The sequence below is a fragment of the Polaromonas sp. P1_F8 genome (genome assembly GCF_056405635.1).
This window is the reverse complement of record NZ_JBFUBS010000004.1, coordinates 417,533-442,824: the sequence shown is the minus strand read 5'-3', so window position 1 is coordinate 442,824 and position 25,292 is coordinate 417,533. Positions and strand designations below refer to the sequence as shown.

Here is a 25,292-nt window from a genome sequence, read left to right as displayed (position 1 = left end):
AGTATCGCAACGGTGTCCTCCCTGTACTTCAAGCACTGCTCAGTTTGCTCCTGCAAATCCTCCGAGATAGTCATCTCCAGCAGGCGCGAAAAACCGGGCCAGTTCTTCCGCCGTTTGTTCCGGAAGCTCCTCTGGGAAGAAATGGCCGCCTTGCATCGGATGACCGCGAACATCGTCACACCACTCGCGCCAAAGTGCCAAAGGTCCTCCTTCTTTTTCGTACCACGTATTGAGCCCGCCTTCGGCACTCCATAGTGCGAGCAAGGGGCACGCAATTCGCCGCCCCATTGCGAGGTCGGCCCTGTCATGTTCGCGGTCGATGGTTGCAGCGGCTCGATACTCTTCACAGATTCCATGCGCATGATTCGGATCCTTGAGAACCTCGATGTAGGCGTCTCGCACTTCCGCGGCAAATGCGGCTCCCGGAGTGCCCCATTCCGTCAACGCGTTGTCGACTATTGCGTCCGGCGACGCGATAAGAATGCGTTCTGGCAGTGGCGCAGGTTGAGCCAGCAGAGACCACGGCCAGAATGACATGGCGAGCCGCGCATCGGCTCGACTCCAAGCGGTTTCGGTTGGAAGAACGTCCAGCGCGGCGAGCCTCTCGACACGTTCGGCATGGTCAAGGGCCATGCGGTAGGCGACGCGACCTCCTCGGTCGTGACCGGCGACAGAGAAGCGCGAAAATCCCAGTCGCTCCATCACGGTGACCATGTCCTGAGCCAAGGCACGCTTGGCATAGGCTGCATGATCGGGCGCGGATGCAGGGCAGCCGCTGTTCCCATAGCCCCGAAGGTCGGGGCAGACCACGGTAAAGACCCGGGCAAGGGCCGGTAGAACGCCGCGCCACATAAGATGCGTTTCCGGAAAACCGTGCAAGAGGAGAAGCGGGGGTCCAGATCCCGACGACTGCACAAAGATGCTGGTTTCGCCGGTGTCGATCTCTTGAGTTCTTTGATCGTGATTCACGTGAAGCGCCTTGGGTGTGCCGGCTTCCGCCGATGAAGGAAGCTATTGCCGCGAAGAGCGCCGCGATAGCTGCATAGGCGCCCAGTGAGAGGCCGTAGCCAGTTGCCTAGGGAGCGTCGGGTGACTCCGTGTTGAGCAGCCGCTGTGCAACCTCGTCTCGCCACTCTTGAAATTGTTCAACGGAGGGCGCGGGACCCGTCCCCTCGGAATTCTGCACCATGACCCGCAGAAGATCGGCATAGCTCCCGGTGCGCGGCCGCATCTCAGCAGTCTTTTCCATGGCCAGTGCTGTGAGCAGTTTTCGCATGACAGGCATGCGGCAGTCTATCTTCTGGGAGAGCTTGCCCGCACCTGCGCCTTGTAGGACGGCTACGAATGGAAAAGTAGGCCCCAAGCTATTCGGCTGGCCAGGCCGTGTCAGGCTCCCAAGCACGCTGCTGGAAGTATTGCCGAATGCACTCCGCTGCGCCGCCCCCTGTATCTTTGGGGTGCCTAGTTAGAGGAGCGCGCAGCCGACGTCAAGCTTGCTCAGTGCCCCGCTGCACCTTGCCGGTCACTGGGCGTGACGGGTGTTATCGGGTTCAACCACAGGTCGGCAGCCTCACTGGGCGAAATGACGCGGTACTCCGTGCGCTTCCAAAGGTCCATGGCAACCTCCTCCAGCACGGCCTGGTCAATGGTTTTCCAGCGCCCATGCAGGCGTTCGGCAAATTGCGCAATCCACTGGGTAGGTAAAAGCGTTTCCATACAGAAATAGTACCAGAAACACTGTATGCTTATCCAGTGATTTTTGATATTTATGTACTCAATGGAAAGCATGGCGACCCGGTGGACGCCCTGCGGGCCGGGCCCTGTCGCGGAGAGCTGATTATCAAAAAGCGCTTTGTCACCAGCTCCGAAACCGATCTCGTGGCGATGCTCCTGGAGCCCGGCACCGACAAGGAACTGCTACAGGCTTTGCGTTACGCCCGGATCGTGGCCATGAACAGCCTGGGCATGACCATCGAAGGCACCGTCGCCTGGAGCGAGCGAAAGACCAGCAGGGCCAAGGTGGAGTCGACAACTCAAAGATGGCTCTGCAAAACACCCGGCGCAAAGGCTGTACTGAATACCGAAAAGCTACTGAGGCGAAGCGTGGCACGTCTCAATGCCGCCCGCACCAATGGATTTGACCCGGCACATGATGACGCACCTGACACTCCGCTGTCCGACCTTGACCCATGAGTTACCTGGCTCCTTCATTTACATGCAAAACTCGATCACCATGACCGCGCTAAAGAAAATTCTGAGTGCCGGCTTTTTATGCTTGGCTTCCACCGTCGCGTGGAGTGCCACGCTGAGCGGCGTGGTGGTGGGCATAGCTGATGGCGATACCGTCACCGTGCTCGATAGTGCGAAAGCGCAGCACAAGATCAGACTTGCCGGCATCGACGCCCCGGAAAAACATCAGCCCTTTGGCAACGCCTCCAAAGAACTCCTGTCAGCCAGAATTTTTAATCGCGAGGTCGAGGTCGAATACAACAAATCTGATCGCTACGGCCGCCTGGTGGGAAAAATCACCGTGGACGGCATTGATGCCAACCTGGAGCAGATAAAGGCGGGAATGGCCTGGCACTACAAGGCCTACGAAAAAGAGCAGCAGCCAGAAGATCGACTCGCTTATGCCCGTGCGGAGGAAGCTGCACGCTTTCAGAAAATCGGGATCTGGCGCGATGCCGATCCCACACCACCTTGGGAATTTCGGCGGAATAAATCACTGATGTCCAAGCAGGACACCGAACTCAAGTCACGATAGGAATTCGGCGCAACCCGATTAAGCAGCTCGGCGCATTTTGGGCGCTGCTTTTTTTTGGCTGCGGACTTTTTGGCTGGGCTTTTGCTGGCCGGAGGCGTTTTCTGGACGGGTTCTAGGATTGGCAGCACAAGGCAGCTCTTTTGACTGATACTGATCTGCGTGCGATAGGGCCCGCGCTCGTCCATATTGGGGATGCAATAACCAGACTGTCCGCCTAGAATCGGCTTGCGGGTTTGGTCCCCTTTTTATTGACCTGAGCAAAACTCAAAATGGACAATAAGTTTTTTAATAACAAGCACCTGGCTGGTTTTTTGGCGGCCAGGTTATACCGCAGGCGCGATGTTATACCGCAGACCTTGCGGTATACATTACGTTATGCCTTACGATGAAACCGCGCCCGCCCGCCTCCACCCCCTACGCAGTGGCGCAACAGTCAATGCTCCGAGCTCTGCTCCATGTGCGGCATCTTCTTCCTCCCATTGCACAGACTGCGGTGCATCAAGCTCACGAGTGGGCAGGTAGCGGCATCGATCGGGATGCGGAGGAGGTTTTGCGCGTTGCGCTTTGGGATTCCATTCGTGGGCGTGACATGAATCAGGAGCCAGAAGTTCTGAAAATTCGCGCTGTAATCTGCGTGCTCTATGCGGCCGCCGCAGAAGTGCCCGATGCCAGTGACACACTCGAGTACTTCGAAAACACGTTCCTCGCAGCAGGTCTTCCACCAACGGCGCTGTTTGCTCCCGTGAGTGAGGCATAACATGTCAATCGACACGGATCAACAGCAGCAGAAGGCGGCTTCGCCGCAAGGTGTTGTTGCCCGGTCATCTTCACGTTAGGTGAAGCACGTGTTCACATTCGGCCGTTCGCACGAGGTTTCAGTCGCACTGCGGAGGCATGGCGGCCCTGGCGAGGCCGACACGGTCGTCGCCGTCGTGGAAGCCGTGCACGACCTTCTGGAAGGCAAGGTGGAACTTCCAGCCGTGCTGGAAGTTATTAGGGGCGCGATTGTTGAGGGCCGCCGTGACGTCTGGGACGCGGCAGGCACGTGGTTGCTAAAGCTAGAGAAGGACTACCCGCGCTCGGTGGACCTCTGGCATGAATTGGCTGCCCATCCCCGTGCGGAAGTTCGCTTTCGCGTAGCGGGCCACATTGTTTATATGCGCAAACCCCTACGGACTGAAATCTACGAGGTGTTGAAGAATGACCGCAGCAAACGCGTGCGCGAACTTTCGGATGGAAAATGGGATTTCTGTGAGCATCCTGAGAAATACGCCTAACTGGTCAATCGACGCGGACCCACAACGGCAGGAGGCGGCTTCGCCGCTCATGTTGGTAGTCCGGTCATTTTTACGTTATGCCTCACCATGAGCGTCCTTGATCATCAGACGGTAGACAAGTGTGGCCGCTCCAACGAGAGTGCTGCACTTCTCATCATGTACTGTCCAGGGCTGCTCGGGCAGGACTACCAGTTTGAAGACATCGCGGAGAAGGCGGAAACCTATCTCGAGTTCGTAGAAAGCGGGCAACTACTCAAAGCCTTTCCTGAGTGCAGAAGCTTACCGGTCAAGTTCCAGGTGTCTTGCCAGTTCTGGCCGAATACATCCTACAAGCCACGGTTCGCAAAGATGGCGAAGCAGCTTAGTGAGTACAACGTGAAGCTTGAAGTTTTTGTCTCTAGTCTCACCATTTCTGGCGGCATCTTCACCTATGAGGCATAACATGTCGGCCCAGTGGCGACGGCCTTCGGCCGCGCCTGGCCTCCAACGTTAGACGGCGTGTCGCTCGTTTCCGTGTTCATACCTGTTGGCGAGCCTGCGTTTCCGGTAGTTGCTGCCGTGCGCTCAATCACTCATGAATCCATCGAGCGCATTCGTCGAAGTGCGGCGCGCGGCCTACCGGTTTATGAGGCTAAGATTTTTGGGAACGCGCATGACGAGCGCGCCGCAGAAATTCGTAAGCTGTTGGTCGAGTTCGACCGGTTGCACGTAGTTCCCCGGATAGTTAGGAATGCGGACATAATTTCTGCCCAGGTACTCTTGAACATTCTTGAGACCTCAGACGAAATCGCCCGAGACATTGAAAGGGAGGACGACGATGCCGATAGTGCTGCCTAACAGGTTGTTCGACACGGACGCACAAGTGCGTCTGTTCCCTTCGGTCGCACCTGGCTTGTGCGCCGGTCAACTCCGACGTTAGACCGCATGGAAACCCAAGAACGCATCGAGCGCCGGATAGCAGTTACCCTTGTGGAGGAGCTGTTCGCTAAGCGGATGGCGGACTACCGCAGCTACCTTGGGGCGGGCGATCCGGATAAGGCATTGCCAGTGTTCGCTGGTGCCATGCGTGCGTTCAGGGAACTGGATACACCAGCGCGAGAGGCCCTGTTGGCTTTTCTGGCTGTCCCTCTTTCCGATGCCGCTTCCCTTGTCCTCGGAATGATCGACGGAAGCGCATTTGTTGGCGATTTGGATCAAGAATTCAATCTCGAATACGGGGGATCTCGGGTCTATCTACAGGACGATTTCCTGGGCTTGGCAGAGGAGCAGGGGTATCTAGATTCCGGAGCCACGCGGTCTAACAGGTCGTTCAAGCGGACGACTGACGGCGTCGCTTAACTCCAACGTTATGCAGTGCCAATCGCCGCGCCATGACCAAGACCGATAAGCTCTTGGCCGCGTACGAGCACTTCGGCGCTGCGATCGCTGGCGTCCCCGATAAGCGGGCACAGGACCTCTATCGGACTTCTGCAGGTGCCCGCGAATTCGTCGCGGATGTTCGGGCACGCCACCCGAAGACAACGTCCTCACAAGTGGGAGCAGGTCTGGAGCAAGGTCTCAGAGAGACACCGCAATTGATACAGGCAATTGCGCCCGAGTGGCGCGCCTTTGTATCACGAGCATTCCATGATGCGCTGACTCAGGAGTATCCTGCGTTCATTGATCTTGAGGAGGAGAGATTGAAAAAGGTTCTTGCCCGTGGGAAGATCCGCTCGGAGGCGGAGTTCTACCGCATCCGTCATGAAATCGATGTGCTCGAAGGTGAGCCGAGTAGGCGCAATGAATTGGAAGACCTCTATGCACTGGTTGACGCCTTTGAATCCCGTGCATAACTGTTCGTCCAAAGCGGACGCCCGTCTTCGACGTTAGAGAGCTTCGATGAAATACGTGGCAATCCTCTCTTGCCTTCTTGGGTTACTCCTGGGCCCGTCAGTCACGCTTGCGGCTGCGCCAAGCGAAAAGCAAGTTGAAGCGGCTCGCCTGCGAGCTGAAATTCAACGGCGCGCCGAAAAGGAGGCTGGCCCTGGAAAGGTGGGGAAATACCTCCCATTGCATGACTCCGGCGATCTGGAGCCCTACCTTAAGGCAGTATTCTGCAAAGTCGTCGCGCTACATGAGCAGAAGTATGCGAAGGCCAACTTGCCCAAGGCCACGCAGAAGGGAACTATCTACATGGAGGTTTGGCGCTCTGGGAAGCTTAAGGATGTCTTCGTGTCCACGTCATTCGGGAGTGAAAAACTAGATCAGTCAGTGGTGCTCGCAGCGCATGCTGCAGCTCCATTTGCGCCGATCCCCGCGCAAATCCCTCGCATTGATCTAGTCGCAACATCCGCAAGGATGAATTTTTCCGAGGAGAACCCGTCGTTGGACGATCAGTGCCCGCGCCCAGCATCTCTAACTGGTCATTCCAGCGGAACCCTCCGGGTCCGCTGAATTCCGACGTTAGAGCTCATGAAGAAAGCGAAGCCCGTTATGCCTAAAAAACCGAAAGAGCTGGATGAGCTTCAGGAAATTGCGCGGGTTGCCACACGCGAAGAATTGAAGAACTATGAGCCTATTTCCGAAGCATGGGAAAAGAACCTGACCCTCGGTACGTTCTTTGATGGCGACAACCGAATATTTGAGTTGTACGTCGCAGCCGAGCGCCCGGCTGACGCAATAATGATTAGTTCGGCCCGTGTGAATCGAAAAACTAGAGTTGCGACTGTCGAAATTAAAAACCTGGAGCGAAAGTCGGTTAGTTAGTCATGGCCAGCTCTAACCCTTCGGTCGAGAGGCACCTCGGAACCGGCGTGGCTGGTTTCCTCAATCGCTCGTGCGCTGCAGCCCCTTACCTCCAACGTTAGAACATACAAGGATGATTCAGCCAGATTTGCCATCGCAGACACAGCGCGAACTCTTTGAGTTTGCGACCCAGGGTGTTGAAGCCTTCGTCCGAGATCTAGGAAAGTTCACACCCTTCGCCCTCGCCTACCCGCGTAGCGGACAAATACAAATATTGGAGACATCGGGTGAGTTTCCCGACGATGAATCGGCGCGGAATGGTCTAGTCAACCATCTCCAGCACCTCCGAGATGAGAAGGAAATCGTTGGCGCTCTACTTTGCGTTCCCGTCACTCTACCAAGTAACGGCGCACAGGTGGCAGTCCTTATGGAAGTTGAGGCTGAAGGGCAACCTCCAATTCGGGTTATGCGACAGATCGAAAACGCCTTCGTCACCCCTACCTTGGCTGACGAAGTCGCAACCATGGCCGGTTCCGGGCATGTGTTCTAACTTGTCCGTCAACACGGACGCCCAATGGCATCCGCTTCCTTCGGTCGCACTTGGCATTGGTCGCCGGTTACGTTTACATTAGGCCGCATGCCGATGCCACAGACTTGTCCACGCTGCTCCGCGATAGTCACAGTCGCAGAGATTGGCGACCTTGTCATGACTGGGTGCCCAGCTTGTGACTGGGAAGAACTAGCCATAGTCGCTCGTGTGTTTCCAGAAATGCCCCGCTCCACTTCGGCAATGGTTGAGGTCAGAGCTCTTCGTCCACTATCGGCAACAGCTCTCGCTGCGTTGCGAGCACTGTCCGAAAGTGTTCGAGCAATTCCGATGGCTCAACTTCAGGAACGCCTGCATTCTCCTCAAGGTGTCTCGTTGGGTCTTCAGGGCGAGTACCGAGCCAAAGAACTCCAGTCTATGCTGGTCGATCTGTTCCAGCGGGCTGCACCCGCTGGAAACCGCCGCTCATGTCAAACGTTAGACGCCGTAGGCCGAAACATGCTGAACCTCGAACGCCCTTTTCAAGACGCCGTTTTCGCTTTCGATGAAGCGAGTGAACAGTTGCGGACATTGCCGCTTGCCGCGGGCGTCTTTCTCATGCAGCGCGACGTCATCAACCAATACAGGTACGCCCTGGAGCACTACTTGACCGTGGACCTAAGGGCGCCGTTCCTCCAAAGCTCTTCGCTGGGAACGCCGTACCAGAAGTGGGCGAAGTTCCTGAATGACGACTTTGACGGTTTGTTCTTCGCCGTCGGAAATCTGCTCCGCTATACAGCGCGGCTCATCGACGAGACATTGGCAGTGAAGCAGAGTAATCAACGCGAGTACGGCGAATCGAAGGCATCAAGCAGTCTCTATATTTCCCAGTTGGTAGGCATACGACTCGGCAAGGCCTTCATTGGGGTCCGCTGCGAGCAGAATCAGGTCCTTAAAGTGGTGCCGCTCGTAGACCCTGAACGCTGCCAGGAAGCACCAAGCAACGCAAGGGAATTGCAAATCGACACCGAGGCATCTCGGAATGAAGTCGTACGCAAGTTGCAGATTGACGGAGAGGCCGAGCTATTGAGGCTCGCTTCTATCCATGACAAGTTCTCAGTCCTCTGTCAGCAGTACTACAGCAAACACGATGTCATCGCTCCATTCGAAAAGCTGCACCCCTCGTACTGCGCCTAATCCTTTCATCGAGGGGACGTTCCAAAGGCCGCTTCGCGCCCTCTGGCCCGCCCCTCACGTCAAACGTTAGCCACGCCATGAGCCTCATTCTTTCCAGAGAGATTCTTGAACGCGTAAAAACATATGATGAGTTCAGTGACTTGGCTCTTGCATTAGGCAAATCAGATAGAACAGGGCTATTTGAGTTTCTTTTTGCTCAAGCGATTTCTGGAGGGCCAGGGAGCGGCGTCGCTGCGGGTCTGTTGGTTGAGATCGAGCCGAAAACGACTCAAACTTGCAAAGAGCTACTGGAAGAAGTCGCAAAGTCGAACTGGAATGTGAGTGAAAAGAAAGTTCCCTTTTATTTCATATCTCAGTTCGGTAAGCGAGGGCTTATCGGCGCCTATGAAGACTATGTAAAAGAAGCCACGTTGACGGACGCGCAAAAACAACGGGTCGGAACTATCATCTATTGGACTGCCGGCTCAACCGCCAACCTAATTCGGGCATACCATGATTGGCCTTGGCGGGAAGCTGAAATTGAAAATGAAACGCCGAGCTAACCCTGCAGTCAACTGGACTGCCTCCACGCTGCACGTTCCGGCAGCCTGTTACTTTGAACGTTAGCCCTCACGATGGACCTCCCGACTTTTCGCTATCACCCTGATCCGGTCGCTACTGGCGCAGTCGTTCCGACAGACGAGGCGTGTGAGTGCTGCGGAGAATCGCGCGGCTTCAAGTACAACTCTACGATGTACGCCTCGGAGTCGCCGGAGTGCGTCTGCCCATGGTGCATTGCGGACGGAAGTGCCGCGCAAAAATTCGACGGGATGTTTCTTGACGACTACCCTTTGAAGCGTGCTGGCGTTCCCCAATCGGTAGTGGATGAAGTCTGCCTGCGGACTCCCGGGTACAACTCCTGGCAGCAGCAGATCTGGCAGGCACATTGCAATGACGCCTGCGAGTTTCACGGAGATGCGTCCGAAGCCGAAGTACTTGGCATGAGCGGCGAGGCTCTTTCGATCTTCTTGACGCGCTCAGGCATGAAACCAGAGCACTGGCCAAGGCTGCGAGACAACTATGCTCCAGGTGGCGATGCGTCCGTCTTCAGATTCGTCTGTCGAAAATGCCACGTCACCGTGTACAACCTGGACTTATCGTGATTGCAAACCGGGCTAACTGGTCAATCGACACGGACTCACAACAGCAGGCTGCGGCTTCGCCGCTCATGTTGGTGGTCCGGTCATTTTTACGTTAGCCTTCGCGAACATTCATCATGACTTGGCCCTTCCTGAATGCACCGAATGAGCTGACGGTCACCGCGGTGGAAGTGATTCGCGGTGAAAGACCTGTACTTCTCGCATCGCACTACCCAGATGACGGTGGGTGGGCGCTTCTTCATGGCGGTCATTTCTCGATGGATGCTGCCCTGTTAGTTACTCTGAAATCGCTTGTCGACGCCGATCCTTCCCTGGAGTCGCTTGCTGACCTGCCTTTGGGTTGGTCCGCGCGGCGTACTGAGGTTGGCGGCGAGTGGAGTCGCTACGAGGATCCGGGGCTGCGCGATGAAGGCTAACATGTCGGTCAACGCGGACCCACAACTGCAGGAGGCGGCTCCGCCGCGGGGGTTACGGTCCGGTTACTTCCAACGTTAGATTGCAGCAATTGACACCCGATCTGCTCTATGTGCTTCTCTGTACCTTTGTTGGCGCAGCGCAAGTGGTCGATGCGTACGTCCTCTCCACGGCTGCCGGTCGGGCATCAGCGGTTACCATCGCCTTTTCATTCTTCGAGTATGTTTGGGCAGGCGCGTCGTTCTACGTCTGGTGGACGGCGAAGTTTGATGTTCCGAAATGGCTGCCGCTGTCCTTCGTCGCGTATGTTGCGTTCATGTCCTTGGCGGGGGCGATTGCAGTTGCGAAACGCCGTGATGAATTGGCACTTTCTCCTGGGGCGGTCGTTACAGGTGGAGTTTTCGGTGCATTCTTCTGCATCGCCGCCACATGCGTCGCGCTCTTCGGCGGGTAGTTGCAGCGTGTGCGTGCAGCAATCTAACTTGTCAATCGACACGGACCCACAACAGCAGGATGCGGCTTCGCCGCTCGTGTTGGTGGTCCGGTCATCTTTACGTTAGATTTCCTTCGCCCATGCACGCTGTAGTGACAATACTTACCGTTGCTTCAGCGGCCGCTGCCCTGCTGGGTTTAGTGGAGATCCTGCTCCTTCTCTTCCGATTACACGCGCCGTTCACAGCAACTGGAGAGGTGCTTCTGTTCTTGCTTAGCCTGGGCCGCAGAAAGCCTCGGTACACTCGTGCTCTTGGTTCTGCTCAAGTCGGTATTCGCGGTGCGGATATTTTCCCGATCGCCGGAGCGGCAGTGCTCGGCATCTTGTTTTGGTGTGCCATCATCGTTCTAGTCGCGGTAAGGCTCGGACCGCTCCGATCAATACATGAGTGGTGAAGTGAAGGGAAATCTAACAAATCGCTGGAGCGGACGCGTGAGGGATAAAGTGCCGAGCCCATACAGCAGCGCGCGCCGCTCAGCTCAACCGTTAGGCGCCGCTATGCCTCTCATTTCTGGTCCTCACAACTCGAAATACACGTTCTCCGACGGCAAGTCGATTCGTGTCGATCCTCCGCTGAGCTCGGAAGCAACGACTCTCGGCGCCGCATTAGAAGAGTATGGCCGTAAGTTCAATGTTCTAGTTCGGCCATGCACGGCGCCACTTCCTGGACAAACTGAAGTCAAGTACTTTGAACTCCAGAAGCTCAATGGCGAAGTAGAGTGGATTGTTGACGTCCATGTCATTCGCGAGTCCGAAGAGATATGCTCCAAACAGGATCTGACATTTCTGCTGCGGCCTGACGATCAGGTTGAGATGGGTGCTCTAGCATGCTGAACGACAGCCAGTGCATGGAGTTGTTCTCGGCAGCGCCTAACCCTTCCATCGAGGGGACGTCCAAAAGCAAGCTTCGCTTGCTTGCGGCCGCCCTTCATGTCAAACGTTAGGCGCTTCAGGTCATGGCCGCAACGAATCTTCCACCGAAGTGCTCGCGCTTCGTTGACGCCGACTCGTCACTCTACGATCGCTATCTTTTCTTTATCCAGGATGTTGGTTCGTTCGGTACTGGCGATAGGGACATCGCGTGGCATCAGTCAGCCATGACGCTTGCTACCGACTTGCATTCCAAGGCCGTGGACCTTGGGATGAGCCGAGCCCATGAGTACTCAGACGACATCTATTGGCTGGATCAGTGCGCTGCCGTTGTTTCTCTTATTGCCTTTGGCCGACGGTCGAGCGACTTCGAGAAGTACGAAGCGGCAGTTCACTACTACCGTAATTTTCCAAGTACAGCGCCAAGAGTCATGGAGTTCGATCGCTATATCCAAAGCGCCTAACCCTTCTATCGAGCGGACGTGCAACACCAGACTTCGCCTGCTGTCGCCCGCCATTCATGTCAAACGTTAGAGCTCACTTTTGAACCAAGTCATAGCATTCATCGTCGTCGAGGTTCATACGAGCCCGTGGGAAGCTCACGTCGCTCGGGCACTTCTGGAATCTGAGGGCATTCCGGCCTTCCTTGGAAGCGAGCATATCGTGGCGGTTTGGTGGCCCATGTCTATGGTTTTCGGTGGCGTTCGCTTGCTCGTCCGTCGCGAGCATGTTGAGCAAGCGCGGGATATCCTGACATTGCGCGATCGCGGAGAACTTGAGGCTGCCTTAGCCGAGTCCTATCCATCTGAGGTCATGCAGTGCGTGCGCTGCGGGTCGGAGCAGTTTGTAGGGCGTAAGAGTTGGCCCGCGATCACGCTCGCGGTTATGCTGTTATTCGTCGGCCGTGCAATTTTTCCGCCGGCGAAAGAACTTCGGTGCGTTTCGTGCAATGAGCTCAGGTGGTGAGCTCTAACAGGTCAGTCAAGGCGGACCCTCTACTGCAGGCTCGTTGAGCGTCCTTCCTTACTAGCCAAAGCCTATGAGTGTTTCGTGGCCATAGAAAACATCCTCTTTGATGCTGATGGCGTTCTCCAGTACGCAACAAGACACTGGCAACCTGCGCTTCAGTCCGTTCTCAAGCTCGAAGACGAGACGCAAGCCAAAGCTGTCCTAGCTGACGTATTCGAAGCTGAAACCGAAGTGCTCGAAGGCGAAGGCGGTTTCACTGAGCGGCTCGATGCAGTACTAGCGAAGTGGGGCCGATCAGGCTTTCTCTCCGAAGCACTGAGCGTAATTCATGCAATCGAAATTCACCAAGATGTCATGCAATCCGTCCAATCCATTCGCCGCTCGGGCATTCGATGCCACATCGCGAGCAATCAGCAGACCTCTCGCGCAAAGCATATGTCTGAAGCGCTGAACTACAGGGCTCTATTCGACACGGAGTTCTATTCGTGCGTCGTCGGCGTAGCTAAGCCCAAGGCTGGTTTCTTCGAGAAAGTCGTTGCACAACTTGGCTGCGATGCAAGCGCCGTGCTATTCCTGGACGATAGAGCTGAAAACGTCGAGGCTGCAAAACAAGCAGGGCTCAACGCAATGGTTTTCTTTGGCTCAAGCGGTGCGTCTGGGCTTCAGCGCCAGTTAGCCGGCTTCGGCGTGATCGTAAATCACTGAATCGCGGAAACAGCGGCGCACTTTGAGGCAGATCCAATCTATCCCGATTTTCCGGGCCAATTCTTCAGCCGCGTGACAATGACGCTTCCCAGGATGATCAACACCAATCCGCACAAAGCCTGAGGCGGCAACCGCTCGCCAAGCAAAAAAGCGCCGTAAGCAATGGCAAAAAGCGGTGTGAAAAACATACTGAGCGAAGCATTTGTTGCACCGGCACGTTGAATCAGCAGGTAATTCAGCACGGCGGGAAGAGCGGTGCCAACTGTGGCCAATCCGGCCAGTGCCACAAGACTTCCATTGCTGGGACGCATCAGGAGAGGTTCTTCCAAAAGGAAAATAACTGGCAGCATGACCAAGCTCGCCACGATGAACATAGCGCTGAACAATGCGACGGGATGCAGGTTGCGATGCCGTCGCAAATAAACGGTCCCAAGCGCATAGCTGAGTGGAGCGATCAGTGTGACCAACTCACCTTTGACGTTATGGCCGATGCCGTTAATCAGAATGCCTGGCCCGATGGCTATAGCGACACCACCCATGCCAACCAATATGCCTATGATCTTAATTGCGGTAATCCGTTCATCTTCAATCATGAAATTGGCAAACACGATTGTAAAAAGTGGCATGGAGGCGTAGAGAATCCCCCCAAGCCCGCTGGCAATTGTCTGCTGCCCGTAGGAAATGGCGGTGAACGGGATTGCGACCAACAACAATCCCGCCAACAGGGCTGGTCTGATCGCTTGCAAAGTATGCTGCTTGTTGGCTCCCAGGAGCGGCAAAATGGCTAGAAGCAGCGGCAAGGCCAATACGGTGCGCAAAAACGCAAGGGTAAAGGGTCCGATTTCTAAAACAATGACTTTGTTGAAGGTAAGAGACGTTGCGAAGCTGGCCGACGTGACCATCAACAAAATCCAATTTCGACCCAGCATGTTTGAACTTTCTTGATTTCAGACTGCGTGAACGATATTCTGGTATCCCTCCCAATGAAGGGATCGAAGTGCAACCCTGTCGATTTTCCCAACAGCAGCGCGTGCAAGTTGATCATATTGCCGGTTGATTGCGACAGGCCTTCTATACGAACCAAGTTCTGTTGAATTCGGTCGAAATCGGACCTAATTAGCGCAATAGTTTCCATCAACACTAACCCACGTAGGCACTACGCTGCTTGTTTCAAAAGCAGAGGGGGATAGGAGTGATAGACCTGGGGACACCGAATGTCACCAGTCGTTGGACATTGCGGGAATCAGATGACAACGCTGCATGCGAAGGCTTCTTCGGGCGGCTGAAAACGGAACTGTTCTACCATCGGGACTGGAGGACCACAACCACATTTAGCAGTTCATTCAGGTACTAGACTCATACATCCGCTGGTACAACGAGAAGCGGATCAAGCTCTCTCTTGGCTCTCTTGGCCCCATCGAATACCGAGAGAGCCTTGGACTTACGGCATAAACCAGTCCAAGTATTTATCCGTACCCCCGACCGTCAGGATTTTCGCACGACGTTCCTCGCAGAAAAACAAGTGACTTAATCACATCTCATCCCCAACCCATCTCACCTATTTAGAGGATGGGAAAAACATTGGCGCGATGATTCAATGAAACTTCCTAAAACAATAAAGGGAGGTGCCATGAACATCAAGAACCAGTGTCGAAGTTTCGCTGCGGTTATCGCTGCCTTGCTCTTCACAGTACTACTGGTCGGCTGCGCAAATAATGCAGCGCCTGGTAAGCTCGCCCGCGACTGGAGTTGCAAGATTCGCGAGATGCAGGTCCGTCCGCTGTTTCCCCCGCGGGAGGATCTTCAGGTAGGAGATGTGTATTGGCTTGAGACAGCAGGCGAATCGGATGCACAGAACTATTGCGCACACGGAATCCTAAAACCTGCCGAATTTATGCCATTGTCGGTGAACCTGGCTTTCTTGCCGGATGTCACCAAACTCGCAGTGGCGCACTACAACAACCGCCCGGATTTCGCCAGAACAACTTCCAGCGTGGGAACTGTGACCATGAGTGCCACGGGAATGACCATCGCCACCGGGAGTCAGTCCACAGACGTCACCGCGGGGGCCGACACCCTTTTCACTCAAGGCAAGGCCAATCGCACGCGGTTGGTGGGTTTTCCCGATTTCATGAGTGTAAAAATCGACAAGGGCTCACTGGGAGCGATCATTCCCATACAGGGCATGTTCACACCCCTTGGACTGTCCTTTGAAGATGTGGCCGAGGCGTCCATTTCGATCCCTGTCGCAGAGTCCTACGGAGTGCCGGTAGCAGCGGCCTGGGATGCGATTGCCAGTTCCGCCAGCCGTAGTCAGCTCTGCACCGCAGCGATCATCGGAGGCCAGATTGCTAACTCAACCAGCCCCGCCCGCCCGGGCCAGATGCACCTTGTCACTGAGGTCTACTACACGCGCGCGATTGACGTGAACATCCAGAGTAAAAATGCAATGGCGTTAGGTGTTGCGCGTGATCGTCAGAACGCAACCGCCGCGACACTCCCATCGGTTTCCCCGACTGGTGTAGTCACTAATCCGGCAGTCGTGGGCAACCCGCAAACTTCGACCACTTTGCAGCAGATGGGGTCCGTCGCGGGAGGGATCGTGCAAATTCTGTCTGCGCGAAACGCCGTACCAGGTGTCTCGTTGGCATATGAACACGGCAGCAGTTCTACCATCAATATGAGGCGCATTTTTGACAGGCCGGTGGCTATCGGCTATCGCTCAGTAGCCCTTGATGTCAAACCCACCGCTGATGGTAAGTCCTGTGCCATCAACGTCATAGCGGCCTTGAGTCCGACTCCGGCATCCGACAACATAAAAATTCCCTTGACTCCGCCCGGGGGTCCTGTCAAATAGGGCCGTGATGCGCTCGACTGTCCGTAGTCTGGTACTCGCCATTACATGCGCAGGCGCTGCCGGCGCGATGGCGGCCCAAGCAGCCTGTAATTGCAAGCCGCAAGAGAGCATGTGCAGCGCCCAGCAGCTTGCAGCGGAAAAGAATGCGGGCAACGCGCAATGGGCCAGCCTAGTCAGTTTGGCTCGGGTATCAGCTGAAAGCAAACTCAATGCGGGTGCAAGCACCGATACCACTGAAAGCAAAGTGGCCTATCAGCAGGTACGTCATTTTTTTGGAGAGAAAAAGCTTGCCGATCTGGTGGGAAAACCTTTGGCAATGGTCAGCACTACCGAGTTTGAAGTTCCGGAGTTCCGCGCAAAGGTCCTCAGTCTACGAGAGGTCACGCTGAGGCACCTGGGCATCAATCTACACGCCAATACGGATTTGTTTTTGCCAGGAAAACCCGCCGGTAGGGTTGTGATTCCCCGCACACCGTCCCGCATCGTCACGGTCAATGGCAATTCCTGTTGGACTCCTATCCCAGATCCGTTCGAGGTCAAACCGGGTGCGGCGCAGATGTCCGGCGCCTTCGGTTCTGATTTTCCTGAAGTAGGAAGAATCATTCGAGTCGTTTCAAACGCCAACACTCCGGGCGAGGTCGAGCTGACTGGCGTATGCGCTTTTGTCGCCCTGTCGCCCCGGTGGGTCCTGACGGCGTTGCATTGTGTTGCGGATCAGGCTGTTGCTGGCGGGGTCTGGAAGAAAGGCGCAATGGTCAATACTGAACTCCCCACGCCATGGGCTGGCGAGCGTGTTCTTTTCTTGGGGCAGAGCGCGGCGTTATCGACCTTTCCCAGGGCTTGTTTTGACAAACAGGCATCCGGTGTCTGCCCGTGGACGCAACTTCATGTTGAGGATGTTTTCCACGTTGACCAGAATGCAGATGTAGATGCGCCACGCATGCCCGCTAAAGACATCGCGCTTATCCAGCTGAGCAGGCCCATCAGTGCCGATATTGATTACCCGGTATTTACGCCATCCTCCAGCGCAGGCACCTCCACTCTGGTTGCATTTGGAAAAGTTGCACCGCCGTTTTGGGAGTTCTTTCATCTCCAGGTTGGCTGGAATCGCAGCGGCAGTGGTGATGTGAATACTGGAAAATTCACCTGGAATCCTTCGCAAAATGCAGGTCAGACCACTGTCTGCCCAGGCGACTCTGGCGGCGCTGTATTTGCAGGTTACGAAAACGGTGGTTGCGAATGCCAAAAGGGCAAAAAAGTCAGTGGGCAACGGCGCCTAACTGGGCTCGTGAGCTTTTTGTCCACCGATGCCGGCTTCTCCAATCTGCAACCGCCGGCCCAGCTCGCAGCCTGTGCAGCCAGCAACTACGCAGGTGCTGTTATGCCTGTGTCTTACAAGCCATGGATTTGTGGATTAGCGGTTAGCGCTAAAGCCTGTCAGTAATCAGAGAAAGTGGAGCGCGAGATCAACTACATCCGATCCCTCGCAAAGACCAAATCATTGGAAAAACACCATCTTCCAATTGCGCCCACATAGAGGTAGTGCATTTCTTACTAACATTCGCGCGCCACCAACGTTTTACAAACAGAGGAAGATCAGCTATGGAACCGACAACAGCAACCGTTGCATTCGAGATCATTGCGGAGGTCGCCAGCGCCGCAAAGGAAATTGAGGAGAAACGAACTTTTACCCGATGGAGAAATGAGGTTTCCGACAAACTTGACGCCATTCTTCACAATACCGAAGTCATCATTGCAGACCTAAAGCGATTGAGGGTGGATTTCCGCGATGAATTGCTAGCCTCGTTTCGGACAGAGTATTTAGGCAGGCTAAAGGGCGCGCTATTGAACCTCGCTGCGATACTCGCACCTCTTAGTAATGGAGGAAAACTGAATGACGAAATGCGTAAAAGAATTGTCCGATGTGTTGAGGACATCCGCACTTTGGCATACTCCAGTTCTACGTATGGTACTGGTGTAGCTCCAACAGCGCTTGCGGCCGTGGCAGTCCTTCTCCCCACGATGAAACTGGCGGGTTTCTCCACGGGAGAGATTTTTATGACCAGGTCGCAGTTGCATCAAACAGTGATTGTTCCTCTCCTAGATCCAGCACGCCCCGGAAGTCTGCAAAGCAGCTACGAAGCCTAAACGAAAGCGCTGCAGCCGATCTGCTTCGAGTAAATCAGTCTCTTGGGCCAGTCACGCTGGGTAGCGGATTGACCAACCAATTCTTCGCTGGCCATAACGCCTTCGAACAATGGCTGTACGACGTAGAAGCATTTACGACAACCGTGCACGGGAATGTCGATGATCCTGGATCATTTACCGCCGATCCGATAACCGCCACCACAGTACTGGAACGGACTAGTCCTGGCAACCAGATATATGCACATCAGCACGCAAACCCTCCCTTAGATGAGTCCGGAATCGTCGCTTGGCGGAAAGACCTAGCGATTGCATTGTGTGCCGATATCGTGGAAAACGCGAAGGCGCTATCTCGGAGACGGTTAGGGGCCTTAGAAGATGCGCGCGAGGTTGCGCGATTGATCGACATTGCTAGGCATGTACTGCCATAAATCGGGTTGTTTAAATCCACGTCGTATTGAATACTGTCGAAATCTGAGCCATGCAGGCACTACCCTGCTTGTTTTAAAAGGAGAGGGAAATTGAGAATGATAGACGTGGCGACATAGAATGCCATCAGACGTTGGGCGCCTTTTGGGGGATAGCAGTGAACGATGAACAGCCTAAATCCGCGCAGCTCACTTCAATGAGCGGAAGCCCGATTTACAGGCACGGTGAGGCGAGTGCCTGGGAGTCACCTAAAGGCGAAGAATTCATAGAGCAGATATCCGCTCACATTGAAAAGCACCTTGGCCCAGTCGAGACAGTCTTTCACGAGATCGTGTCGGACACTGTCCACATCGACGTTCACTTTGTGAAGCCAACAAAGGACTTTCCGTTCATTCGGCTGGTCACCTCGGGCATGAGCGACCTTCCGATGACGACTCCTGAGAATCCAGACATCCCGAAGTACGTCGAACTTCTAATCACGCTCCCCGCTGACTGGCTCCTCAATCAAGAATCGTTCAAAGATGAGGCATGGTACTGGCCCATACGTCTCTTGAAGAGCCTTGCTCGCTTACCTCACAAGTATCAAACCTGGCTTGGCTGGGGGCACACTGTACCGAATGGCGATCCACCGCAGCCATATGCGTCCAATACGAGCCTCTGCGGGGCCATCGTTCTTCCTTCAATCACCGCCCCGCAACCATTTCACCAGCTGGACATTCCTGGCCATAAGCGGGTCACCTTCTACGCAGCTGTCCCGCTCTACGAGTCTGAGATGAATCTCAAGTTGCGCTCGGGAAGCGATGAACTAACCAAGCGGTTCGACAAGAAAGGCGTCACAGACGTCGTGGCAATCTCAAGGAAAGACGTATCCCGAAAAACCTTGGGCCTTTGGTGAGCAAGACACCCAACCCTTCCTTCAAGCGGACCCGCCTACGGCGGGCCGCTTAAGTCAAACGTTAAGCCGCCCCACACATGACCGCTATCAAAGACCTCGATCCGTGTCTCTACTTGCCGCTGGAGTGCGCCGCACTTCGGGCTGTCGGCTGGCTCTCGCGTGAGAGCGAATACGCCCGAGGCAGGGTGTCGTACGAATTTTTTCAGAAGCTCAAAGAGCTTTGCGCAGAGCCGTGGCAACCCGTAGTCAGCGCGGGTCGGCACGAGTGCGAACTGTGTCAGTTTGAGGCGCCCGTGTTCAGCAGCAATGTCTTTGTGCCGTACGGGGGTAGCGTCTACGTCGCACCCGTAGCGGTCGTTCACTACATTGCAGCGCACTGGTATCTTCCGCCTGAGGAGTTCATCCAGGGGGTACTTGCATGTCCAGCCATGCGAAGTCTTGAGTATCACAAAGCACTGCTTGCAAATGGCGGCCGAAGTCTTGTCAGGGCGGCAGCGGCCTAACCCTTCGTCAAAGCGGGCCCGCCTAAGTCAAACGTTAGTCCACATGCATTTCAAATCTGCTGCAGCTGTAGTAGTCTTATTAGCCTGTTGCGCTTGCTCGCCTGAACAGTCACCCATCGGGCAAAGCCACTTGAACGGGTTTGCATGCAATGAGGGGCCATATGCACTGCGCCTCGCAAAGGACTACCGCAAGCTCCGGCACTTGCCTGGCTTCGTATCAGAAAAGGTCTATGAAGGGGAGAATCGGTTCGCTCCAAGGACGCGCAGCCTACTATTCAAAGGACTCTCCATCGACCTGGTCACGCTTTCCAGCGGAGCGCCTCCCCTGTGGGGGACCATTCACATCTCAAGTCCGGATTGGGATATTGGCGCGCCGCTCCGTGTAGGTGCGAAGGCGAGCGAATTGGCTAAGCTAGTAGGAAAGGGACAGATGGCAGATGGAGAGTGGCGTTTCCATGGGGGAGGGGCGGACGTTCTCGTGATAACTTTGAAGGAACGGAAGGTCTCGGATATCGTCTATGCGTGCTATACGGGCTAACAGTTCGATCGAAGCGGACATACTGTCAGCGAGCATTGTTCGACCGCTATGCGCTGGCCACGTCCGACGTTGGGCAGCAGAGACACGCCGTTTCCCACTCCGATCATGAGCACCATTTCCATTCGCCAAGCTGTTGTCGAAGACCTCGAAGAACTCGCTGTTCTGTTTGACGAGTACCGCCAGTTCCAAGGCCAGGCAACCAATGTCGCTGCGGGTCGTTCATTCCTCACCGAACGATTCACTCATAGTGATTCTGTCGTCTTCATCGCCCTGGTCAGTGGCACTGCCGTAGGCTTTGCTCAACTCTATCCAAGCTACTCGTCGGTCTCTCTCTCACGGGTCTTCATCCTCAATGACCTCTTCGTACAGAAAGCTGTGCGTCGCCAGCAGGCTGCCTCGCAGCTACTGGCCGCCGTCGAGTCGTACGCCTGGTCCTTTGGCGCATCACGCGTGACGCTGAACGTTGCGCGTACCAATGTCTCGGCTCAGCAGGTCTACACTGCGCGCGGTTGGAAACAAGACGAGCAATTTTTCATGTTTCATCGCTTCCCTGCCAGCAATTGAGTATGCTGCTGCCTATGCCGACTCCTATGCTTCAAGAAGCCCGCGCCTTCGCAGTTGCCGCACACGGTGAGCAGAAATACGGTGACCATCCGTATTCGTTCCATCTTGATGCCGTCGCAGCTATAGCCGCACCCTACGGCGCCGAAGCCGTTACGGTGGCGTATCTGCACGACACGGTCGAAGACACGGACGCAACCGTTGCTGAAATTGACAGCCGGTTTGGGTCAAAGGTCGCAGCCTGCGTTAGCCTCCTGACCGATGAGTCAGGTGCTAATCGGAAAGAGCGAAAGGCCAAAACGTACGCGAAGTTGGCGGTCGTCAGCGGGCCCACCGAACTCGCTCTGTTGGTAAAGGCTGCGGATCGCTTGGCAAATGTTCGGGCTTGCGTTCAGGACCACAAGCAAGCGCTTTGGGAGCTTTACCGGAGTGAGCACACCACATTCAAGGGCGCAGCCTACCGAGCTGGGCTATGTGACCCCTTGTGGACCGAATTGGATTCTTTGCTGGCTGACGGTGCCTTCGATGCTCCGAGCTAGCAAGTCGGTCATCATGGCAATTCAACGCAACGTCCAGCAGCAGGCGGCCGAGACGCTAGCCACGATCAAACGAGCGGCGTCCATTGGCGCCGCCCTGCCTCAGTGGCTTCACTCAGCACTGCAACAGCGTGCCCTGCCGTCACAAGCCGGTCTGTTGGTACGCTATTGCACGGTGCCCGAGCAAGAAGGCGATCTCCATGCAGGAATCTGGCTTACCGATTCGCTGGAGTTCTGGGAATTTGAGGTTATGGTTTCTCGGGGCAACCAGCAAATGCTTAACGTTGAGGAGTTCACCAATGCCACATCGTCGTATCCGGCCCTCAAGGCACGACCCGGAACAGGCCCATCCTTCGGCTATTTGGCTCGCCAGGTGCTTCATGAGATGCGCGGTGCTTAATCCATCGGTCCAAGGGATATCTTGCGTCAAGGCGCGAGCTGCCCTTGCATCGAACGCTAGGCCGCAATGAGTTCCGCGTTCGCGTTCGGGAAGTCCATCTGCTGGGGAACGTCTGGCGCAATCGAAGACGTTCTATCCCGTGCAGCTGATCTTTCAGTTGAGATGCTCGGCGTCAGTGATCCGGTATCCGTACTTCTTTCCGAAGAACTAGCTCAATACTGGGGCGGTAAGGTAGTCGATTTCACATCGCTCGCAGATTCACTCGGCCCTTTGGCGGCGGTATTGAACCGCGCGCGTGAGCAGGCTCTTGCTAGCGGCGAGTTCACTGAAGTCGGCACAAACTGGCTCACTGGCACACTCGCTGACTTTTGCCATCAACTGCGAGCGCCCACGACCAACGCCGGTTTCGTGATGTAGCTTGTTAAGTTGAAACGTCGATGTGGCCCGTCGGGTCAGATTTCGACGGCTTTCAACACACTTACAGCACGTTGTTGTAGTCGTACAAATATTCTTCATATTCTGAGTAAGTCCATACATGCCCGTCTAACCTATCAATCATGACAACGCCGCCCGATTTTTCTGCCTCTGCGTTGCCCGGTATGAGATCAAAAGCCCAAAATACAGGTGGAACCTTTTGATGGCGTATTGAGGTCGCCACAGATGCCCCAAAGGTGTCTGCATATTTAGTAGCAAGATCAAGAGCAGTCTCCATTGATATGGTTTCATGATCCCTGTACGCAATCGGAACATTAAAGCAGGCTATCCCGTTATGCCTCAAGTCCGACACCACAGATACCAACTTAAGCCGATCCGCGTTTGCATGCAAGAAACCTACATACGACTTTTCGCCGTCATAGATAACGCTCTTATCAAACAATTCGATGAATCTGAGTCGATCTGATTTCACAGCGTCACAAAAATACAGATCACACTTTTTTTGCATATCATCTCCAATAATGATGCGCCCTCATGCTTCGAGCGCCCTCCAAAGATGGTCTCGCAGTTGGTCCAGCGGCTCGTTCAGACGCCGGCGTTCCTCCACGTCATCCGCATGTATGTAGAAGTCACTGAAACTCCCGTTTCCAGCGAGCATATTCCTGTACGAAGCCGCCGCCTCCTTCAGTGCGCCGGGATGAGTAAGAGTGTTCTTCAGCCCACGGACGCCGCGGATCCAGTTGCGCTCACCATAGGCGCATAAGAGTGCCTCAAGCTCTGTGACAAGACGAAGCGCCTCGGTTTGCTTAGACGGTAGGGATCCAGCCACGGTTGCGCGCGCTTTAACGTTCAGTTAACCGGCGCGCAATGTCGCTGCGTGTCCGTGTCGAACGAAAGTTAGCCTGCATAGCCCTGCTCCAACGCGACTTTCTCACCAACCACGAACTTCGGCAGGTCTGCTGCTGATTCGGGCCGAAACACAAACAGGTCGTGCCGGGGATTACCAGCGGCATCGAGCGCGCGGGGCACTACGACTTCCGGCCGAATGGGCACTCCACCGAGCATCGGACGTGCTCCGAGCAAGAAGGTGCCCGGCGAGAGCTGACGCGCGAACACGACTACGCTCGCAGAAACCACTGCTTCGACCTCGAATTGCACCGTGCGCCTCCTGCGGCTAACGTAAAGATGACCGGATCAACCACTAAAGTGGGCCAGATTCGACGAAATTCAGCAATCAAAGTGAATCTCACCTTCAAGAATCACTTATGAATCCAACGAGAGACTTTACCCATTAGTCCTTGCGGCGGCGGAGTCCAGCCGGGCTGGAGAAATTCGTACACATCCTCGTAATGCGACAGAGGAGACACAGGCATCAGTGCCATCGGTACCAAAGGACTGTCGATCTGAACTGGAATGCCTTTTAGCCAGCAGAGCTTGGCTTCTAGCACTCCCAAAAATGACAAAAAGTCTTCAGTCAGTGGATCACCGCTTCTTGTCAGTGCGTGTTTCTGAACCAGGTCTTCTAACCCCTGTTTGTCGCCTTGCATCAACAATGTGAAGAAGTCCTTCCCCGCGGATGCTAGCTGTCGATCCTCATTTTTTCCATTCTTTGCAAGTTTGTCGACTTTCAATTTCAACGCGCCATAGTCTCCTAGGATTGCCAACTGCCACATATGCACCTTGAAACGCGATCTCAACGGATTGAGCCGGTCGGTTAGCAATTCCGGGGTTTCGACCCTGGCCATCTCATTGATGACTTCCGGGCTATCAGACAAAAGTGCATAGAAGATTTCGTTGCCGACTTCGAAGCTTGGGCCGCCATCCAAATTTGTGGCCGCTAAAGTTAGCTTGCTGGCAACGTAAAAATTCTGCTTAAGACCACTCAGGTTTTGTTCCAAAAAGTATTCGGCCATCCCCCTGGTTTTGGACCGGCTCGCGATTGACATCAAAACACTTCCTAAGCGTACCGATTTCCGCTTATGCAAAACCCAGTCTATTAGTTCAGGCAGCCTAGTTTGCTCAGCATCTAGGATATTCCTAAGGCCTTCTGCGCGGGTAGGTGCGTTCATATCTTTGTCAGATTCTGACGGCGTTCAACAGATATGCATGCATTCATCTCACCAGAGCTCAACATCAACGCACGCGTTTGTCAGGAACACAAATTATTGATCAAAGCTAGTCCAGAGTTCCTTGCGAATCTGATCAAGACGTGCATTGGCGAGTAATCTTTCCTCGAAGGTATCACGTTCAGTATAAAAGTCAGAGAGCCCGGATTTTGCTTCAGTCATAGTTCTATAGCCAGCCCGTGCATTTCGCCATCCCTCTTCTGGTTCATCATCACGCGATAACCAAGATATGACCGAATTTATCCCTCCGATAAAGGCTTCTCCGCCCTCGTTTCGGCAAATACTTCGCAACTCAAGGAGAAGCTGTATTAGGTATTTGATGCGGTGCTCCATTTTTCATACTTTCAGCGTCAAACCGGTTTGCTTGGACTTCTGCTCGGTTTCGCCGCGATTGGGTTTGCGAGCTCGGCGATGCTGACGTTCTTGGCGCCGATGGCGACGTCTCCGCCGAAGGCCATGGCGCGCCAGTCATAGCTGTTGGTCTGCCGGCCTTCGGCGATCTCAGCGCAACTCAGCGCAACTCAGCGCAACTCAGCAATCTACAGATACTTAGCTTCTCTAAGCAATTCCAGCAGGAGTCTGTCCAAATTTTCGTCGGAAAGTCCTTGGTCCTTCCCCGGCCCCTTCCAACGCCAAAGGTATTGACCAGCAACGCTATCAAGCTCGGGAAATTCTTCTGCCAACAATTCCGCTAGCTGAATATTTGTAAGCGAGGGATTCGCATCGCCAAGACGCTTAAACACTACGCTTGGGAACTTCCCTGCAGCGATTCCTTTCAACATGATCTAT

At 54.8% G+C, this 25,292-nt stretch carries 35 protein-coding genes and 1 pseudogene; 29 read left to right on the top strand and 7 right to left on the bottom strand.

Annotated elements, in window-relative coordinates; all coding sequences use genetic code 11:
- Nucleotides 1–39 precede the first annotated feature (39 nt).
- Both AC1D1J_RS16955 and AC1D1J_RS16950 read right to left on the bottom strand, forming a co-directional pair.
- The gene (locus AC1D1J_RS16955; protein ID WP_477695339.1) at nucleotides 40–969 is read right to left on the bottom strand and encodes an alpha/beta fold hydrolase; all 930 of its coding nucleotides are present in this window, start codon (nucleotides 967–969) and stop codon (nucleotides 40–42) included.
- Between the two features lie 528 nt (nucleotides 970–1,497).
- A complete protein-coding gene (locus tag AC1D1J_RS16950; RefSeq protein ID WP_477695338.1) occupies nucleotides 1,498–1,716 on the bottom strand; it encodes a hypothetical protein in 219 nt (72 codons plus the stop codon).
- A 36-nt stretch (nucleotides 1,717–1,752) separates the two neighbouring features.
- Here AC1D1J_RS16950 and AC1D1J_RS16945 point away from each other — a divergent pair, with 36 nt between their 5' ends.
- The 19 genes from AC1D1J_RS16945 to AC1D1J_RS16855 all read left to right on the top strand — a co-directional run bounded on the left by AC1D1J_RS16945 (nucleotide 1,753) and on the right by AC1D1J_RS16855 (nucleotide 13,078).
- Nucleotides 1,753–2,193, top strand: a complete 441-nt coding sequence (locus AC1D1J_RS16945) for a hypothetical protein (RefSeq protein ID WP_477695337.1) — start codon at nucleotides 1,753–1,755, stop codon at nucleotides 2,191–2,193.
- A gap of 22 nt (nucleotides 2,194–2,215) precedes the next feature.
- On the top strand, nucleotides 2,216–2,764 hold the full coding sequence (locus tag AC1D1J_RS16940) for a thermonuclease family protein (RefSeq protein WP_477695336.1): 549 nt from the start codon (nucleotides 2,216–2,218) through the stop codon (nucleotides 2,762–2,764).
- Nucleotides 2,765–3,200: 436 nt separating this feature from the next.
- A complete protein-coding gene (locus AC1D1J_RS16935) occupies nucleotides 3,201–3,521 on the top strand; it encodes a hypothetical protein (RefSeq protein ID WP_477695335.1) in 321 nt (106 codons plus the stop codon).
- A gap of 88 nt (nucleotides 3,522–3,609) precedes the next feature.
- Nucleotides 3,610–4,041 (top strand): hypothetical protein, encoded by a 432-nt coding sequence (locus AC1D1J_RS16930; RefSeq protein ID WP_477695334.1) that lies wholly within the window; start codon nucleotides 3,610–3,612, stop codon nucleotides 4,039–4,041.
- Between the two features lie 87 nt (nucleotides 4,042–4,128).
- Nucleotides 4,129–4,482: a DUF6572 domain-containing protein gene (locus AC1D1J_RS16925; protein ID WP_477695333.1), complete on the top strand. Its 354-nt coding sequence runs from the start codon at nucleotides 4,129–4,131 to the stop codon at nucleotides 4,480–4,482.
- Nucleotides 4,483–4,965: 483 nt separating this feature from the next.
- Nucleotides 4,966–5,379 carry a hypothetical protein gene (locus AC1D1J_RS16920; RefSeq protein WP_477695332.1) on the top strand — a complete coding sequence of 138 codons (414 nt, stop codon included), beginning with the start codon at nucleotides 4,966–4,968 and terminating at the stop codon, nucleotides 5,377–5,379.
- A gap of 32 nt (nucleotides 5,380–5,411) precedes the next feature.
- Nucleotides 5,412–5,873 (top strand): hypothetical protein, encoded by a 462-nt coding sequence (locus tag AC1D1J_RS16915; RefSeq protein WP_477695331.1) that lies wholly within the window; start codon nucleotides 5,412–5,414, stop codon nucleotides 5,871–5,873.
- A gap of 46 nt (nucleotides 5,874–5,919) precedes the next feature.
- Nucleotides 5,920–6,474, top strand: coding sequence for a hypothetical protein (locus AC1D1J_RS16910; protein WP_477695330.1), 555 nt, complete (start codon nucleotides 5,920–5,922; stop codon nucleotides 6,472–6,474).
- 18 nt (nucleotides 6,475–6,492) lie between these two features.
- Nucleotides 6,493–6,786, top strand: a complete 294-nt coding sequence (locus AC1D1J_RS16905) for a hypothetical protein (RefSeq protein WP_477695329.1) — start codon at nucleotides 6,493–6,495, stop codon at nucleotides 6,784–6,786.
- A gap of 112 nt (nucleotides 6,787–6,898) precedes the next feature.
- Entirely contained in the window at nucleotides 6,899–7,315 is a 417-nt protein-coding gene (locus tag AC1D1J_RS16900; protein ID WP_477695328.1) for a hypothetical protein, read from the top strand.
- Between the two features lie 327 nt (nucleotides 7,316–7,642).
- Complete coding sequence (locus AC1D1J_RS16895) at nucleotides 7,643–8,488, top strand: hypothetical protein (protein ID WP_477695327.1); 846 nt, start codon at nucleotides 7,643–7,645, stop codon at nucleotides 8,486–8,488.
- A gap of 77 nt (nucleotides 8,489–8,565) precedes the next feature.
- Complete coding sequence (locus AC1D1J_RS16890; RefSeq protein WP_477695326.1) at nucleotides 8,566–9,030, top strand: hypothetical protein; 465 nt, start codon at nucleotides 8,566–8,568, stop codon at nucleotides 9,028–9,030.
- 72 nt (nucleotides 9,031–9,102) lie between these two features.
- Complete coding sequence (locus AC1D1J_RS16885) at nucleotides 9,103–9,630, top strand: CbrC family protein (RefSeq protein ID WP_477695325.1); 528 nt, start codon at nucleotides 9,103–9,105, stop codon at nucleotides 9,628–9,630.
- Between the two features lie 113 nt (nucleotides 9,631–9,743).
- Nucleotides 9,744–10,043 carry a hypothetical protein gene (locus AC1D1J_RS16880; RefSeq protein WP_477695324.1) on the top strand — a complete coding sequence of 100 codons (300 nt, stop codon included), beginning with the start codon at nucleotides 9,744–9,746 and terminating at the stop codon, nucleotides 10,041–10,043.
- 89 nt (nucleotides 10,044–10,132) lie between these two features.
- Nucleotides 10,133–10,495, top strand: coding sequence for a hypothetical protein (locus AC1D1J_RS16875; protein ID WP_477695323.1), 363 nt, complete (start codon nucleotides 10,133–10,135; stop codon nucleotides 10,493–10,495).
- A gap of 537 nt (nucleotides 10,496–11,032) precedes the next feature.
- Entirely contained in the window at nucleotides 11,033–11,368 is a 336-nt protein-coding gene (locus tag AC1D1J_RS16870) for a hypothetical protein (protein ID WP_477695322.1), read from the top strand.
- 122 nt (nucleotides 11,369–11,490) lie between these two features.
- Nucleotides 11,491–11,868 carry a hypothetical protein gene (locus AC1D1J_RS16865; protein WP_477695321.1) on the top strand — a complete coding sequence of 126 codons (378 nt, stop codon included), beginning with the start codon at nucleotides 11,491–11,493 and terminating at the stop codon, nucleotides 11,866–11,868.
- A 79-nt stretch (nucleotides 11,869–11,947) separates the two neighbouring features.
- Nucleotides 11,948–12,370, top strand: a complete 423-nt coding sequence (locus AC1D1J_RS16860; RefSeq protein WP_477695320.1) for a putative signal transducing protein — start codon at nucleotides 11,948–11,950, stop codon at nucleotides 12,368–12,370.
- An 84-nt stretch (nucleotides 12,371–12,454) separates the two neighbouring features.
- Nucleotides 12,455–13,078 (top strand): HAD family hydrolase, encoded by a 624-nt coding sequence (locus AC1D1J_RS16855; RefSeq protein WP_477695319.1) that lies wholly within the window; start codon nucleotides 12,455–12,457, stop codon nucleotides 13,076–13,078.
- Nucleotides 13,079–13,116: 38 nt separating this feature from the next.
- Here the strand turns inward: AC1D1J_RS16855 and AC1D1J_RS16850 are convergent, their stop codons facing one another.
- Entirely contained in the window at nucleotides 13,117–14,007 is an 891-nt protein-coding gene (locus tag AC1D1J_RS16850; protein ID WP_477695318.1) for a DMT family transporter, read from the bottom strand.
- A 314-nt stretch (nucleotides 14,008–14,321) separates the two neighbouring features.
- On the opposite strand from AC1D1J_RS16850, the pseudogene AC1D1J_RS16845 reads away from it, so the two are divergent.
- The 10 genes and pseudogenes from AC1D1J_RS16845 to AC1D1J_RS16800 form a co-directional block, all read left to right on the top strand.
- Nucleotides 14,322–14,530 (top strand): annotated as a pseudogene (locus tag AC1D1J_RS16845) (IS3 family transposase); the annotation flags it as partial.
- A 178-nt stretch (nucleotides 14,531–14,708) separates the two neighbouring features.
- Entirely contained in the window at nucleotides 14,709–15,935 is a 1,227-nt protein-coding gene (locus AC1D1J_RS16840; protein WP_477695317.1) for a hypothetical protein, read from the top strand.
- A gap of 109 nt (nucleotides 15,936–16,044) precedes the next feature.
- On the top strand, nucleotides 16,045–17,379 hold the full coding sequence (locus tag AC1D1J_RS16835) for a hypothetical protein (protein ID WP_477695316.1): 1,335 nt from the start codon (nucleotides 16,045–16,047) through the stop codon (nucleotides 17,377–17,379).
- Between the two features lie 158 nt (nucleotides 17,380–17,537).
- Nucleotides 17,538–18,083, top strand: a complete 546-nt coding sequence (locus tag AC1D1J_RS16830; RefSeq protein ID WP_477695315.1) for a hypothetical protein — start codon at nucleotides 17,538–17,540, stop codon at nucleotides 18,081–18,083.
- A gap of 583 nt (nucleotides 18,084–18,666) precedes the next feature.
- Nucleotides 18,667–19,404, top strand: a complete 738-nt coding sequence (locus tag AC1D1J_RS16825) for a suppressor of fused domain protein (protein WP_477695314.1) — start codon at nucleotides 18,667–18,669, stop codon at nucleotides 19,402–19,404.
- 77 nt (nucleotides 19,405–19,481) lie between these two features.
- Nucleotides 19,482–19,907 (top strand): DUF7919 family protein, encoded by a 426-nt coding sequence (locus AC1D1J_RS16820; RefSeq protein ID WP_477695313.1) that lies wholly within the window; start codon nucleotides 19,482–19,484, stop codon nucleotides 19,905–19,907.
- A gap of 643 nt (nucleotides 19,908–20,550) precedes the next feature.
- Nucleotides 20,551–21,009, top strand: a complete 459-nt coding sequence (locus tag AC1D1J_RS16815) for an N-acetyltransferase family protein (RefSeq protein WP_477695312.1) — start codon at nucleotides 20,551–20,553, stop codon at nucleotides 21,007–21,009.
- A 2-nt stretch (nucleotides 21,010–21,011) separates the two neighbouring features.
- Nucleotides 21,012–21,545, top strand: coding sequence for an HD domain-containing protein (locus tag AC1D1J_RS16810; RefSeq protein WP_477695311.1), 534 nt, complete (start codon nucleotides 21,012–21,014; stop codon nucleotides 21,543–21,545).
- 13 nt (nucleotides 21,546–21,558) lie between these two features.
- A complete protein-coding gene (locus tag AC1D1J_RS16805) occupies nucleotides 21,559–21,942 on the top strand; it encodes a hypothetical protein (RefSeq protein WP_477695310.1) in 384 nt (127 codons plus the stop codon).
- A 66-nt stretch (nucleotides 21,943–22,008) separates the two neighbouring features.
- Complete coding sequence (locus AC1D1J_RS16800) at nucleotides 22,009–22,359, top strand: hypothetical protein (protein WP_477695309.1); 351 nt, start codon at nucleotides 22,009–22,011, stop codon at nucleotides 22,357–22,359.
- 61 nt (nucleotides 22,360–22,420) lie between these two features.
- Here AC1D1J_RS16800 and AC1D1J_RS16795 read toward each other — a convergent pair whose 3' ends face one another.
- The 4 genes from AC1D1J_RS16795 to AC1D1J_RS16780 all read right to left on the bottom strand — a co-directional run bounded on the left by AC1D1J_RS16795 (nucleotide 22,421) and on the right by AC1D1J_RS16780 (nucleotide 25,285).
- Nucleotides 22,421–22,654, bottom strand: coding sequence for a hypothetical protein (locus tag AC1D1J_RS16795; RefSeq protein ID WP_477695308.1), 234 nt, complete (start codon nucleotides 22,652–22,654; stop codon nucleotides 22,421–22,423).
- Between the two features lie 620 nt (nucleotides 22,655–23,274).
- Nucleotides 23,275–23,535 carry a hypothetical protein gene (locus AC1D1J_RS16790; protein ID WP_477695307.1) on the bottom strand — a complete coding sequence of 87 codons (261 nt, stop codon included), beginning with the start codon at nucleotides 23,533–23,535 and terminating at the stop codon, nucleotides 23,275–23,277.
- Nucleotides 23,536–23,636: 101 nt separating this feature from the next.
- The gene (locus AC1D1J_RS16785) at nucleotides 23,637–24,323 is read right to left on the bottom strand and encodes an Imm49 family immunity protein (protein WP_477695306.1); all 687 of its coding nucleotides are present in this window, start codon (nucleotides 24,321–24,323) and stop codon (nucleotides 23,637–23,639) included.
- 719 nt (nucleotides 24,324–25,042) lie between these two features.
- Nucleotides 25,043–25,285, bottom strand: coding sequence for a hypothetical protein (locus AC1D1J_RS16780; RefSeq protein WP_477695305.1), 243 nt, complete (start codon nucleotides 25,283–25,285; stop codon nucleotides 25,043–25,045).
- Between the last annotated feature and the right edge of the window lie 7 nt (nucleotides 25,286–25,292).

What these genes read in the sequence shown, in the direction of transcription:
- AC1D1J_RS16950 (WP_477695338.1), bottom strand. Translation starts at nt 1,716, where the DNA reads ATGGAAACGCTTTTACCTACCCAGTGGATTGCGCAATTTGCCGAACGC.
- AC1D1J_RS16940 (WP_477695336.1), top strand. Translation starts at nt 2,216, where the DNA reads ATGCAAAACTCGATCACCATGACCGCGCTAAAGAAAATTCTGAGTGCC.
- AC1D1J_RS16935 (WP_477695335.1), top strand. Translation starts at nt 3,201, where the DNA reads ATGCTCCGAGCTCTGCTCCATGTGCGGCATCTTCTTCCTCCCATTGCA.
- AC1D1J_RS16925 (WP_477695333.1), top strand. Translation starts at nt 4,129, where the DNA reads ATGAGCGTCCTTGATCATCAGACGGTAGACAAGTGTGGCCGCTCCAAC.
- AC1D1J_RS16920 (WP_477695332.1), top strand. Translation starts at nt 4,966, where the DNA reads ATGGAAACCCAAGAACGCATCGAGCGCCGGATAGCAGTTACCCTTGTG.
- AC1D1J_RS16915 (WP_477695331.1), top strand. Translation starts at nt 5,412, where the DNA reads ATGACCAAGACCGATAAGCTCTTGGCCGCGTACGAGCACTTCGGCGCT.
- AC1D1J_RS16910 (WP_477695330.1), top strand. Translation starts at nt 5,920, where the DNA reads ATGAAATACGTGGCAATCCTCTCTTGCCTTCTTGGGTTACTCCTGGGC.
- AC1D1J_RS16905 (WP_477695329.1), top strand. Translation starts at nt 6,493, where the DNA reads ATGAAGAAAGCGAAGCCCGTTATGCCTAAAAAACCGAAAGAGCTGGAT.
- AC1D1J_RS16900 (WP_477695328.1), top strand. Translation starts at nt 6,899, where the DNA reads ATGATTCAGCCAGATTTGCCATCGCAGACACAGCGCGAACTCTTTGAG.
- AC1D1J_RS16895 (WP_477695327.1), top strand. Translation starts at nt 7,643, where the DNA reads ATGGCTCAACTTCAGGAACGCCTGCATTCTCCTCAAGGTGTCTCGTTG.
- AC1D1J_RS16890 (WP_477695326.1), top strand. Translation starts at nt 8,566, where the DNA reads ATGAGCCTCATTCTTTCCAGAGAGATTCTTGAACGCGTAAAAACATAT.
- AC1D1J_RS16885 (WP_477695325.1), top strand. Translation starts at nt 9,103, where the DNA reads ATGGACCTCCCGACTTTTCGCTATCACCCTGATCCGGTCGCTACTGGC.
- AC1D1J_RS16880 (WP_477695324.1), top strand. Translation starts at nt 9,744, where the DNA reads ATGACTTGGCCCTTCCTGAATGCACCGAATGAGCTGACGGTCACCGCG.
- AC1D1J_RS16870 (WP_477695322.1), top strand. Translation starts at nt 11,033, where the DNA reads ATGCCTCTCATTTCTGGTCCTCACAACTCGAAATACACGTTCTCCGAC.
- AC1D1J_RS16865 (WP_477695321.1), top strand. Translation starts at nt 11,491, where the DNA reads ATGGCCGCAACGAATCTTCCACCGAAGTGCTCGCGCTTCGTTGACGCC.
- AC1D1J_RS16850 (WP_477695318.1), bottom strand. Translation starts at nt 14,007, where the DNA reads ATGCTGGGTCGAAATTGGATTTTGTTGATGGTCACGTCGGCCAGCTTC.
- AC1D1J_RS16840 (WP_477695317.1), top strand. Translation starts at nt 14,709, where the DNA reads ATGAACATCAAGAACCAGTGTCGAAGTTTCGCTGCGGTTATCGCTGCC.
- AC1D1J_RS16835 (WP_477695316.1), top strand. Translation starts at nt 16,045, where the DNA reads ATGTGCAGCGCCCAGCAGCTTGCAGCGGAAAAGAATGCGGGCAACGCG.
- AC1D1J_RS16830 (WP_477695315.1), top strand. Translation starts at nt 17,538, where the DNA reads ATGGAACCGACAACAGCAACCGTTGCATTCGAGATCATTGCGGAGGTC.
- AC1D1J_RS16820 (WP_477695313.1), top strand. Translation starts at nt 19,482, where the DNA reads ATGACCGCTATCAAAGACCTCGATCCGTGTCTCTACTTGCCGCTGGAG.
- AC1D1J_RS16815 (WP_477695312.1), top strand. Translation starts at nt 20,551, where the DNA reads ATGAGCACCATTTCCATTCGCCAAGCTGTTGTCGAAGACCTCGAAGAA.
- AC1D1J_RS16810 (WP_477695311.1), top strand. Translation starts at nt 21,012, where the DNA reads ATGCTGCTGCCTATGCCGACTCCTATGCTTCAAGAAGCCCGCGCCTTC.
- AC1D1J_RS16805 (WP_477695310.1), top strand. Translation starts at nt 21,559, where the DNA reads ATGGCAATTCAACGCAACGTCCAGCAGCAGGCGGCCGAGACGCTAGCC.
- AC1D1J_RS16800 (WP_477695309.1), top strand. Translation starts at nt 22,009, where the DNA reads ATGAGTTCCGCGTTCGCGTTCGGGAAGTCCATCTGCTGGGGAACGTCT.
- AC1D1J_RS16795 (WP_477695308.1), bottom strand. Translation starts at nt 22,654, where the DNA reads ATGGAGACTGCTCTTGATCTTGCTACTAAATATGCAGACACCTTTGGG.
- AC1D1J_RS16785 (WP_477695306.1), bottom strand. Translation starts at nt 24,323, where the DNA reads ATGTCAATCGCGAGCCGGTCCAAAACCAGGGGGATGGCCGAATACTTT.
- AC1D1J_RS16780 (WP_477695305.1), bottom strand. Translation starts at nt 25,285, where the DNA reads ATGTTGAAAGGAATCGCTGCAGGGAAGTTCCCAAGCGTAGTGTTTAAG.